Here is a 10413-nt window from a genome sequence, read left to right as displayed (position 1 = left end):
ATTGGAGGCAATTCCTAGTTATATCAAGCAATGCCTGGCTATTTCAGTCTGCGAAAGTTGAGTTATAAATTAATCATCAACAAGAAAAAAGTGTACCGGTTGTGAAAAGAACTGCGGCCGCAAAGGCAAAAGAAAAACACGCATCCTAGGAAACTGGCACGTAACCGTACGGTTACGAAATCCAATCAGCTTTGGAAGGCTGATATTAAATACGGTTTCATTCACGGTGAAGACCGGCATTTCTTTGTCATGTCGATTATTGACGTTTATGACCGCAATATCATTGACTACCACATGGGCTTAAGCTGCACAGCCGCAGACGTCGTACAACTCTGCAGCGTGCGTTTCAGAAACGCCAGTCATTGGATATGACGCAAAAACCTGTGATCCGGACAGATAACGGGCCACAGTTTATTTCCCATGCCTTTGAGGAGTTTTGCGAAAATATGAAAATGGAGCATGAAAGAATACCACCGAAAACGCCAAATATGAATGCCCACATTGAATCTTTTCACCGGATTTTTGAAGACGACTGCCTGTCGAGATGGCAGTTTGAGAGCTATACAGAGGCATACAAAGCCGTTACGGAATTCATGGTAATTTACAATGAAAGGCGAATGCATTCGAGCCTTCAGGACCTGTCACCTATGGAATTTTACGAAAAGCAACGGACAGACCTGAAAATTAAAGAGGTACGGGTTTAACCCTCCCCTTCCATTTTTTCGACCATTTGTCCCACAAATCATGACAGCCATTCTGGAATGGGGTCAAGGGCGACGACAGGAGGGCAAAGCCTTTACCCTTGATGGAATGGAAGAAATGACTAGACTAACCAAAAGGACAAATGGTTAGGAAAAACGCAAAATACTAAGAAAAAGCTAGATTAAGAGAGAGACTGTCCAAAATACGGGGGTTAATCCGTGACTATTCATGGCTTTATAGTGCGAAAAATAGCCTGATTTTGTTTTTGAATAGAGGTAAAGTATGTTATTATTATAAAAGTCATTGTTTTATTAAGCTTTTTTAAAACTATCTATAAATAAATTAAAGGGAACATAACATGACCAAAAAGTATGAAAGAATTAAGCAGGATATAAGGGAGAAAATCTTATCAGAAGAGTACAAAGTAAATGAGAAATTACCGACCGAGTCGGAACTCATGGAGATTTATCATGTAAGCCGGTTCACAGTAAGACATGCGATTGATGAACTGGAGAAAGAAAACTTTATTTATCGCATTCAAGGCGGAGGAATATTTGTCGATGATTGGAAAGACAAGCCTAAATCTGTTATTAAAGATAAGACAATCGGCTTAATTACAACCCATATAGCGGACTATATTTTCCCAAATATCATCACTGGAATCGACAATTATATATCGAACTATGGTTATTCTATTTTGATTGCCAATACACAAAACAATCCGAAGAAAGAACGGAAAAGCTTAACCAATTTATTGTCAAATAAGTTATCTGGATTAATAATTGAACCAACAAAAAGCGCGCTGAATAATGTCAACAAAAGTATTTACGACAATATCAAATCAATGGGCATTCCTATGTTGTTCATTAATGCTGTCTATGATGATGTTGATATTCCTTATTTAATCATGGATGATGTAAGAACCGGAGAAATGATCACAAACTATTTAATTTCCCTGGGCCACAAACAAATCGTTGGTATATTTAAGGTTGACGATAAACAGGGGATTCATCGAATGAATGGTTATATCAAAGCTTATCAGAAGCATCCTGAAATTTCAAATATGGGCGAAATCATGATGTACCAAACGGAAGAAAATAAAATTAACTTGTTTAAAAAGCTTCATACAATCCTGACACGATCCAAGTTTGCTCCGACTGCAATTGTTTGTTATAACGATCAGTTAGCGATTCAAGTCATTAATTTCGTGAAAGAAATAGGTTTGAAAATTCCTGAGGATCTCTCCATTATTGGTGTCGATGATTATCAATTTTCGAAATTTATCAATCCAAGATTAACAACCATTCGCCATCCGCAGGAAAAAATGGGACTCGATGCCGGTAAAATGATCATCGATATGATAAATAAACAACCGGTCACATCAAAGATATATGAGCCGGAAATGATTAAAAGGGACTCAGTGAGACCGATTAATCATCCTAAAAACTCAGTTTCAATAAAAAGCTTAGAAGAAAATGAGATAGGTAAAGCAGACGGCCATAGCGATAGGTAACATGTGTTTTTCGCATTCTTCTAAACTGTTTTAATCAGGTTTTGTTAAAAGAGGGGATGCCCAAGATAAAAGAGGTTACTAAATTTTTCTCATGACTTGCATCTTAGAGAGTATGTTATTTTGCGCTGTATTGGTGAAACGTCTTCGGTCTTGACCATTCAAATTGCACAAGAGGGTATATCATGGAAAAAATGCTTTTACTTTTATTGAAAAACACCCCAATTAGTCCAAGTTAAAAGCAAAAGCATTTCCTCATTATGCTGAAGAAATGCTTTTGGTTTGTTGTTATCTTATTCTTTCTAATTGTTTTTCTATCTTTTCAAGTTACATATTTGCGTCACAAACTTATTGTTTTAATTCTTTCAGCCATTCCATTGTCCCCGCTTCCATTATGAAATGGACTTAATTGCCATTGACTCAATTGGTAAACCCTCTTGATATTTTTTAATAAATACTTCATATCCAGAAACTCCTTCAGGCTCTGGACTTAAAGTCATACTTTCGGGGTTAGCAAAAACTTCCTGATCTAAAAAGTCTTCTAAACTTTGACGGCTATTTCCATGTTTAGCATAAACAGCCAATACTGCCATGCCCCAGGCACCGCCTTCACCGGCTGTACTCATAACCGTAATTGGCGTATTTAATGCATTGGCCAGAACTTGCTGGCCAATGACTGGCGTTTTAAATAGACCGCCTTGAGCAATCATGACATCTGTTTTTATTTGTTCTTCATTTTTCAAAATATCCATTCCAATTTTAAGTGGCGCAAATGCAGCATATAACTGAGTTTGAACAAAGTTTGCTAATGTAAACGAACTATTGGGTTCTCTGACAAAAAGCGGGCGCCCGGCAGGCATTTTGGTAATATTCTCGCCCGATAAGTAGCTGTAATTGAGTAATCCGCCTGCATCAGGATCAGCTTTAGTAGTAACCAAGAATAACGTTTCATATAGACGATCCGTTTTCAAATCTATACCGAGGCGTTCAGCAAATTGTTTAAATACATTTGCCCATGCATTAATATCAGATGAACAATTGTTAATATGAACCATCGCTACTGGTGCACCATTTGGTGTAGTGACGATATCAATATCTCTATAAACTTTTTTCAATGGCTTATCAAGCACAACCATTGAAAAAGCAGATGTTCCGACTGATATATTTCCTGTTCGTTTACGAACACTATTGGTACATACCATACCAGTTCCAGCATCACCCTCGGGCGGAGCCATTAAACTACCATCTTGGAGATTTCCATTCGCATCCAGTAATTTAGCTCCTTCCCGGGTCAATGTTCCTGCATGATCACCGGCTCTTAAAACTTTAGGAAGGATATCCCGAATATTCCATTGATAATGCGCTACATTTTCAAGGCTTTCAAACTTATCCAGAAATTCTGTAGAATAAGTTCCTGTAACTTCATCAATTGGAAAAACACCTGAAGCATCTCCAATTCCTAAAACCTTTTCTCCAGACAATTTCCAGTGTACATAGCCAGCTAAGGTGGTAATAAAATGAATGTCATTTACATGCGGTTCTTTATTTAAAATTGCCTGATAGAGATGTGCGATACTCCATCGTTGCGGAATATTAAAATTAAACAGTTTTGTCAATTCATCAGCAGCTTGTTCGGTAATGTTATTACGCCAAGTTCTAAAAGGAGTAAGCAAAGTGCCATTCTTTGAAAAAGCCAAATATCCGTGCATCATAGCACTAACACCGATCGCGCTAATTTTTGTTAAAGTAGTGTGATACTTACCCTGAACATCTGCTGCAATTTGCGTATAGCTTCTTTGAATTCCTCTCCAGACCTCATCTAATGGGTAAGTCCAAATTCCGTTTTCAAATTTATTCTCCCAAATGTAGCTACCGGAAGCAATTGTATGAAAGTCGTCAGTTACCAATACTGCTTTAATACGCGTTGATCCTAATTCGATGCCTAATGAGACATTTCCCTGTTGAATTGCCTTAGAAGTTTCCACTAAGTTCATTTAATTTACCTCCCTGCCTTATAAGTCTATTTTCACACCTTTTTCTTCAATTACGTTTTTCTCCCCGATTTTTTCGATTTCCTCCAAGGTATGGCCACGGGTTTCGGGAACACGTGTCCGGATAAATAAAACCCCAAGTAAGCAAATAACACCAAAAATTGCGAAAACAGTTTCTTGAGACATCGAAGCAGTCATAATTGGAAATAGCAATCCAACTAAGAAAGAACCAATCCAGTTAAATGATGAAGCTAATCCTGACGCACGTCCACGAATAATCAGCGGGAAAATTTCTCCAACCAGGACCCAAGTTAAAGGAGCCCACGTGAATGAATAAAGTGCTACATAGATACTTAAAAAAGCAACGATCATCATCGGATTTGCATTAGGAATTAGTAAATTCAAGATTACTGGCAAAATAAAGGATAGCCCCATAATCGTTCCGCCCATTGTCAATAAAGTACGGCGATTAAATTTATCAGCAATCATTAGGAATATTAATGAACCTACTACGAGAATAACCCCTTGAATAATTGGCCACATCAACGCCGAACTAGCTGCATGCCCTGTTGCTTTTTCTACAATCAAAGGAATGTAATAAAAAATTGCGTTTGCGCCCTGGAATTGTTGAAAAGCCGCTACACCCACTCCGGCAATTACTAAATAACGGTATTTATTACTAAATAATGTACCCCATGATGCTTTTTGATTTGCATTTTCTTCCTCTCTAGCAGTTTCTTGAATTTGTTTTATTTCAGAATCAATTTCTTCTTTTTTAGAGCGAATGTAGCTTAAAACCTTACGTGCTTCATCAAGTTTATTGTTCTTTATTAAAAAACGTGGTGATTCGGGTAACCTTAACACTCCAAAAAATAAAATCAAAGAAGGTACGGCTGCCAAACTAAGCATTAATCGCCATGCCATTGTTTCTGGTAAATCTTTCAATAAATAATCGACAACGTACGAAAGCAACATCCCGGAAACAATCATTGTTTGATTAATACCTGACAAACGCCCGCGTAAACGTGCAGGCGCCATTTCCGACATATAGGCCGGGACCAATGCAGAAGCAGCACCAACGGCCAATCCTAATAAAATCCGAACAACAATCAAAAAATATTGCCCATCATGAGGGGCTATTCCTGACAAAATGGATCCAACAACAAAAATTAAAGCAGATATTAAAATCATTTTGCGCCGTCCTAAACGATCAGAAAGTTGTCCGGCCAAGGCGCCTCCGAAAATAGCGCCAAACATCACCGCAGAGGTAATCCATCCAATAACGCCAGCGCTGTTTTGAAGGTTCCAATCATTTTCCAGAAAAGGCAAAGCACCCGTCATAACACCAATATCATAGCCAAAAAGAATGCCTCCAAAAGCCCCGAAAAAATAAATAAAGCCACTCGAGATTTTCTTTTCATCAACCATTAAAGTTCCCTCCTCAAGGTTTAATAATTATGTTGTATAAAAATCCCTTTACTAAAAGTATTGATGGCTTTTTGCTGACCTCCTTTTGTGAACGCTAACATTTAAGAAAAAATAAAAGCGTTTTCAAACCGCATATACATGCTAGCATATTTATCCTAATAAATCAATACAAAAAATATTTATTAGGATAAATTCCGCGGCGTTTAAAAGTTTTTAAACTACTAAGAAATGTTTAATTTTGCCGTCACGACTTGCGTTCTCTGCTTCTCTTAAATTATTCAGGTGCTGCTTAGAAGATATAGAAATGCTTAACAAGAAGGCGGTGGCATCAAAAATATACGAACACCATAAATACGGGATTTCCCTTGCATATTCATTCGACAAAAGCATCCAAAAAACCCGTTGTATAAACATTTTCTTTATGTGCAGCAAAACATATTTATGCATACAAATATATTTTTCGTTGACTTATACGGATAATTGATATAGTATTCTTCTTGTAAGCGGTTAATCGATGGAGGTGTGAACATGTCAAAATATGCATCCGAGTTGATTTTAAATCCATGTCGGTCCGAGCCGTTTTTCTGAATTTATCAGTCGGTGAGGTGATTTCTTCGGCTGTCGGAAATTACCCGGTTGGGGTGATTGAAGAATGAACTGCCGGGAATACTTATTGCTTTTGGCATTGACTGGGCGCTTCAAAATGCCAATGATTATGTGGGTGTTCCATTGACACGATGAAACGCACTTATGAAGAGTTAAAAAACTGCACGACTATTTTGATACAGGCATCAATGATGTGATGAAGTGGCTGAAGATCCTGAAGTATTCTGAAGAATCAATCAATATCAAAGGAATGATCAGATGATGTTAGAAGAATTGAAAAAAGAAGTCTATGAAGCGAACATGCTGCTGCCTGAATATAATCTGGTCACCTTTACGTGGGGAAATGTAAGCGGAATTGACCGTGAAAAAAACTTAGTTGTAATTAAGCCGAGCGGTGTCGATTATGAAAAATTGTCACCGGAAAAAATGGTGGTTGTCGATCTGGACGGAAATGTCGTGGAAGGCGATTTAAATCCGTCAAGCGATACACCAACACATTGTGTGCTCTATAGTCATTTTCCCAATATTAGAGGGATCGTTCATACACATTCTCCCTGGGCAGTTTCATTTGCTCAGGCAGGCATTGATATTCCTGCAGCAGGAACGACGCATGCCGATACGTTTTATGGTCCCGTTCCGGTCTCAAGAGCCATGAAAAAAGAGGAAGTCGTCACTAAGTATGAAAAACAGACTGGGGATGTCATTGTTGAGACCTTTGAGAAACGTCAGATTGACCCAGATCAGATACCGGCTGTACTTGTTAATGATCACGGTCCTTTTACATGGGGAAAATCTGCTCTTGAAGCCGTGCACAATGCGGTTGTTCTGGAGGAAGTAGCAAAGATGACTTATCACTCGTTACAGCTGAATCCGCATCATATTGACATGGATCAGTATCTTTTGGACAAACACTTTCTGAGAAAACATGGTAAAAATGCTTATTATGGCCAGATAAATAATAAATAATAGATTAATTATTATTAAGGAGGTTATTTAGATGTTAAAGACAAATGATTATGAATTCTGGTTTGTAGTCGGCAGCCAGCATTTATACGGAAAAGAAGCGCTGGATGCCGTAAAAGAGGATACTGTTAAAATCATTGATGAATTAAATGCAAACGGCAACCTGCCATATCCGATTGTATTTAAAACTGTTGCCACAACTGCCGATAGCATTACACAGGTGATGAAAGAAGTAAACTATAATGACAATGTTGCCGGTGTGATTACCTGGATGCACACATTTTCTCCTGCAAAAAACTGGATCAGAGGAACGCAATTATTACAAAAACCGCTGCTCCATTTAGCAACACAATTTCTGGACCATATTCCGTGGAAAACCATTGATATGGATTATATGAATCTGCATCAAAGTGCCCACGGCGACCGGGAGTACGGATTTATTAATGCCAGATTAAATAAGAGAAACAAAGTTGTTGTCGGGCATTGGAAAGAGGAAAATGTCCAAAAACAAATTGGAAAATGGATGGACGTTGCAGTCGCCTACAACGAAAGCTTCCATATAAAAGTGGCAAGATTCGGGGACAATATGCGGAATGTCGCGGTTACCGACGGCGATAAAATTGAAGCGCAAATCCAGTTCGGCTGGACGGTTGATTATTACGGTATCGGCGACCTCGTTGCAGAAATGAAAAAAGTGACAGACCAGGAAATTGAAGCAACTTATGCAGAATGCAAAGAAAAATATGAGTTTGTAATCGGAGATAACGATCCCCAATATTTTGAAGAACATGTAAAAGAGCAGATCCGGATTGAAATTGCTTTACGAAAATTTCTCGACCGGGGCGGATATACCGCATTTACGACAAATTTTGAAGACTTGTGGGGCATGAAGCAGCTGCCGGGCATGGCTGTCCAACGGTTGAATGCTGAAGGATACGGTTTTGCTGGGGAAGGGGATTGGAAAACCGCTGCCTTTGACCGGTTAATCAAAATCATGGCGCATAACGAAAAAACAGGTTTTATGGAAGACTATACGTACAACTTGGTAAAAGGCCATGAGGAAATTTTAGGATCCCATATGCTAGAGGTCGATCCGACATTGGCAAGCACGAAAATCAGAGTGGAAGTCCATCCTTTAGGTATCGGCGACCGCGAAGACCCTGCAAGGCTTGTATTTGACGGCTCGGAAGGGGATGCAATTGATTTAACCATTTCGGATTTTGGCGATCAGTTTAAACTGGTTATGTATGAAGTAGAAGGAAAAAAACCTACGGAAGCAGCGCCAAAATTGCCTGTTGCACGCCAAATTTGGACCCCAAAACCGGGCTTTTATGAAGGGATAAGCAAATGGATTGAAAACGGCGGCGGGCATCATACCGTGTTTTCTTTTGCCGTAACGGCTGAACAAATAGAAGATTTTGCGAAATTAGCAGGTCTTGAAGTAGTGAAAATTTGAATAAGGACTAAAGGAGTGATAAAGATTCATGAGTGAAGAAAATGAAGAGTATATTCATTTAGATAAAGAGGAATTTGCCTAGTTCAATCTGTCACAGGTTCTAATGCGGCTGATCCCGAAAAAATTGCAAAGGAAAAGTTAACATTGTATTTAACGGCATATGTTCTGGCTGATAGATTTAACAAATTGGAAGAAAAGTATTTTTCACAACCAAAAAAAGAGAGAAATTTAAAACAGCTTATTTCTGAAATTGATTCATTAGGTATATTAGCATTTGAAGATAAAAATGATAAATAATCGCATTTCGGGAATAAGTGCCTGGCTGTTGTACAGATTAGTCACAAACTTTACACCTATTAACTGTTCAATCTGTCAGGCTCAGAAGTCAAGATAAATAGTGGCATAGCTGTCCGGAAACCGGCCGGGCAGCTGTTCTTTTTGAAATAGGAAAGAAAAATGCAAAAAGAGGACCTGCAAAATGGTAGACATGCTCTCACAAATAAAGACTTTATCCGGGGAAAAAGCGTCCAATATTTTGATTGAAAAAATCCTTGTTTCTTACGATGCATTTGATCAGCTGATCAAATATTTGAAAGAAAAACAGTGGAGCCGGATCGTGATGGTGGCTGACGCCAATACTTATATAGCAGCAGGGAGAAAACTGGAACAAAAAATAAAAGATAATGGGGTTTCCTATTCGGTTACGCTGTTAAAACCCGATAATAATGGGGATGTTTTAGCTGATGAATACTCGATTGTCCAAGTTTTGACCGAGACGCCGCAGGATGCTGACGTGGTACTGGTAGCAGGCTCCGGCACGATCCATGATGTCGTCCGGTTTACCTGCTATAAAATGAACAAACCTTTTATTTCCATTCCTACTGCCCCTTCCGTTGACGGTTTTACTTCAATGGGTGCCCCCATTGTCATCCGCGGATTTAAAATCACATATCAGACCAAATCACCAATTGCCGTTTTTGCGGATTTAGATGTCCTGCAGCATGCGCCGCGCAAAATGATTGCAGCCGGTTTTGGAGACATGATGGCTAAATTTACTTCTTTAACCGACTGGCATTTCGGCCATCTCGCTGCCGGCGAACCATACTCTGAAACGGCTGCGCGCATTACGAAAGAAGCGCTTGATACTTGCGTTGCCAATATTGATACAATCTCTAAAGCGGATGAAGCGGGGATCCGTGTCCTGTTTGAAGCTTTGGTCAAATCCGGTTTGGCAATGCTGATGTTTGAGCAGTCCCATCCGGCTTCCGGTGGCGAGCACCATTTATCACACTATTGGGAAATGGAATTCCTGAAAAGGCATAAACCGCAAGTGCTCCATGGCGCAAAGGTCAGCGTTTCCACCGCACTTCTTTCGGATATTTATAAAACTGAATTACTGCCGGTTTTATCCGACCGTGCTAGATTGGAAAAACTTTATACAACACGGGATGAAAAAGAAAATTTGAAAAGAATTTTACAGCATCGGGATAAAATCGTTGCGCTATACAGTAACATTCCGGATGCAAAGGTGATTCGGGATATGATTTCTAAATTGGGCGGCCCGGTTTACCCCCGCGATTTGGATATTGATCGCGGTTTGGTTGCGGAAAGCCTGCAAAATGCACACCATTTACGCAACCGTTTCACAGGTTTGAAGTTTTTAAATGAGATTGTCAGGATGGGGGAACACAAATTGGCAGAGATATAGGTTTGTTACAAACTAAAACTTGAAACACTAAAATTCATTCTCATTACTC

Annotated in this window: 8 protein-coding genes; 6 read left to right on the top strand and 2 right to left on the bottom strand. The window is 39.1% G+C overall.

All coding sequences use genetic code 11. The features are described 5' to 3' along the window. Positions 1 to 305 precede the first annotated feature (305 nt). The gene (locus tag GBH70_RS18020; protein ID WP_151681918.1) at positions 306 to 704 is read left to right on the top strand and encodes an integrase core domain-containing protein; all 399 of its coding nucleotides are present in this window, start codon (positions 306 to 308) and stop codon (positions 702 to 704) included. A 356-nt stretch (positions 705 to 1060) separates the two neighbouring features. Continuing rightward, positions 1061 to 2215: a GntR family transcriptional regulator gene (locus GBH70_RS15755; RefSeq protein ID WP_151681917.1), complete on the top strand. Its 1155-nt coding sequence runs from the start codon at positions 1061 to 1063 to the stop codon at positions 2213 to 2215. A gap of 389 nt (positions 2216 to 2604) precedes the next feature. Here GBH70_RS15755 and GBH70_RS15750 read toward each other — a convergent pair whose 3' ends face one another. Together GBH70_RS15750 and GBH70_RS15745 are read right to left on the bottom strand one after the other, a co-directional pair. Further along, complete coding sequence (locus GBH70_RS15750; RefSeq protein ID WP_151681916.1) at positions 2605 to 4206, bottom strand: xylulokinase; 1602 nt, start codon at positions 4204 to 4206, stop codon at positions 2605 to 2607. A gap of 18 nt (positions 4207 to 4224) precedes the next feature. Continuing rightward, positions 4225 to 5631, bottom strand: coding sequence for a sugar porter family MFS transporter (locus tag GBH70_RS15745; RefSeq protein WP_151681915.1), 1407 nt, complete (start codon positions 5629 to 5631; stop codon positions 4225 to 4227). Positions 5632 to 6498: 867 nt separating this feature from the next. Here GBH70_RS15745 and GBH70_RS15740 point away from each other — a divergent pair. The 4 genes from GBH70_RS15740 (at position 6499) to GBH70_RS15730 (ending at position 10364) form a co-directional block, all read left to right on the top strand. Beyond that, on the top strand, positions 6499 to 7203 hold the full coding sequence (locus GBH70_RS15740) for an L-ribulose-5-phosphate 4-epimerase (protein ID WP_151681919.1): 705 nt from the start codon (positions 6499 to 6501) through the stop codon (positions 7201 to 7203). Positions 7204 to 7234: 31 nt separating this feature from the next. Continuing rightward, a complete protein-coding gene (araA, locus tag GBH70_RS15735; protein WP_151681914.1) occupies positions 7235 to 8656 on the top strand; it encodes an L-arabinose isomerase in 1422 nt (473 codons plus the stop codon). A gap of 144 nt (positions 8657 to 8800) precedes the next feature. Beyond that, entirely contained in the window at positions 8801 to 8953 is a 153-nt protein-coding gene (locus GBH70_RS16885) for a hypothetical protein (RefSeq protein ID WP_172967575.1), read from the top strand. A gap of 181 nt (positions 8954 to 9134) precedes the next feature. Beyond that, positions 9135 to 10364, top strand: a complete 1230-nt coding sequence (locus GBH70_RS15730; RefSeq protein WP_151681913.1) for a sn-glycerol-1-phosphate dehydrogenase — start codon at positions 9135 to 9137, stop codon at positions 10362 to 10364. Positions 10365 to 10413 lie beyond the last annotated feature (49 nt).

This window comes from Weizmannia acidilactici, from assembly GCF_008974225.1.
GTDB classification, from domain to species: Bacteria; Bacillota; Bacilli; order Bacillales; family Bacillaceae_C; genus Weizmannia; species Weizmannia acidilactici.
Note: the sequence above shows the minus strand (reverse complement) of the source record. Positions and strands in the feature narration are given on the sequence as shown.